1 protein-coding gene and 1 pseudogene are annotated in these 1,869 nt (G+C 61.5%); both read left to right on the forward strand.

Annotated features, from left to right (window positions below):
• Nucleotides 1–151: 151 nt before the first annotated feature.
• Nucleotides 152–613, forward strand: a pseudogene (locus CSQ99_RS30515) (hypothetical protein); the annotation flags it as partial.
• Between the two features lie 421 nt (nucleotides 614–1,034).
• Complete coding sequence (locus tag CSQ99_RS30520; protein WP_099042692.1) at nucleotides 1,035–1,433, forward strand: hypothetical protein; 399 nt, start codon at nucleotides 1,035–1,037, stop codon at nucleotides 1,431–1,433.
• The last annotated feature ends 436 nt before the right edge of the window (nucleotides 1,434–1,869 follow it).

The following is a 1,869-nucleotide window of genomic DNA, read 5'->3' on the forward strand; positions in this document are numbered from 1 at the left end:
TGGTTACTCTTCTTCATGGTGGTCCCCTTGCTGTAGGAGTTCTTGGCGGAACGCCCGATACCTACCACACGGCAGGTTTCGAGCGGGGGACCGCCACCTCAACTTCTACGAGACCCGGGACAACCTCCGCAATTCCGCCAGCATCCCTCTGGTTGGTATCTCCGCGGGCGGCACGGTGCTGCGATCCCTCGGGCTCATTATTTTCGTGCTCGCGGTGGGCGTGACATTCTCCGCCGCGGCTCGCGCGGCCGCCGGTGTGAGTCGCGAGCGACGCCGTGAGTTACCGGCGCTGCTCGCGCACAGTCTCATTCCGATCGTCGTGGGCTACATTTTCGCCCATTACCTCTCCTACCTCGTCGAGCGAGGCCAGGAGACCATCGTGCGGCTCGCCGATCCGCTGGGCAGGGGCCGGCACTTACTTGGCCTGGACTCCGCCGACGTGCAGTACTTCCTTTCTCTGAATCCGACCTTGTTGTGGACCATCAAGGTCGCCTCGGTGGTCATCGGGCATATGTTGGCTGTGATCGCCGCGCACGACAAGGCATTGCGGGTGTTGCCAGTGGGCCATCAATTGACTGGCCACCTCGCGATGACGCTGACAACGGTCGGGTAGACCTTTGCCGGCATGTACCTACTGTTCGAAGCTTGGACCTCCGTCCGAGATCTATCGTGACTTGGCATCACGGCCTTGATCACAAGATGCATCTCGTCTAGCAGCAGCACGATCTGTCAATGCTGTCGTAACGTATGACGGGCTCTCATCTTTAACTACTATCGAGGTAAGTAGATCGAAGCGGAGGCCGAAGCCGAAGCTGATACTGGAGGAGATTTCGATGGACATGGCAATGTGCGCGTGTTGCGACGCGATGGCCGCTGCAGCGGCGTGCTGTCCGGGCGGTCCGCCAATGCCCGTGATGCCGCCCCCGCCACCGCCGCCGCCCATGTAAAGCTCCGCGAAGCGAGCGACGCAAGTCGACTCAATGAACCATCATCGGAAAGGTCCGCGTGGCGGTCGGCGGGCGTATTTGTGGTGGATGGCCGCTGGTATTGCGGCCGCCGTAGTGATCGCTGTGGTGATAGGCCTTTTAGCCGACGACAAACCGGGGGAGCCCGCCGTGTCGGACGCAGATGCGGCACAGCAGCGCTGCGAGACCGATATTGTGAACCGCCTACCTTCGCCCTCAACCGCGCAAATCTCAGGAATCGAAGTCACGAGCGACGTGCTGGATGCTGACAGCAGGGACTTGTTCTCGTTGCTGGACCCACCTCTCAAAGGGGCCGATCATTCGCGGATCAAAGTCTGGAACGTTGCGGGCGTCGTAGATTCGCAGAACGACTCCGGGAATGCAATGCAGTCGCCATTCACATGTCGGGCCTACTTCCTCGACGGCGAACTGGCGCACACCCTCGTCCTCCTGGATCACCACCATTGACATCCATTGGTCCCGCGCCACAAGCGGACGCCTTGAGCTGAAGCGCAGCATGACCCAGCCCGCGTGTCGATCCCGCACGGGCAATCGCGGACTGTGCACCCGCGACACGTGAACTTGAGCAGGGGGAATCGCCACTGCGTGACCTGCCACGTTCCTGCCCTCTGCACTCGCCACAACAGAGGTGGGTTTCGCCGCGCAGCTAAGTTTATGTTTCGGCGCGAGGTGTATGGGGATAGTACGTATCGAGCTCCACGGTGCGTTCGGTGCATCTGGGCACCGTCCGCCTTATGACCGGGGAGGGTCTCTTGGGAGCATGTCCCGAGTCGCGTGGAATTTGGGTGACGATCCACGATGAACTCTAGGCGGCGGCACCGACAGATTTGGTGTCGGCGCCGGTGTCGGGGTGAGCGTGTCGGCGCAGGGCGTCGACGAGCTG

The organism is Mycobacterium neglectum (assembly GCF_002591975.1).
GTDB lineage: Bacteria > Actinomycetota > Actinomycetes > Mycobacteriales > Mycobacteriaceae > Mycobacterium > Mycobacterium neglectum.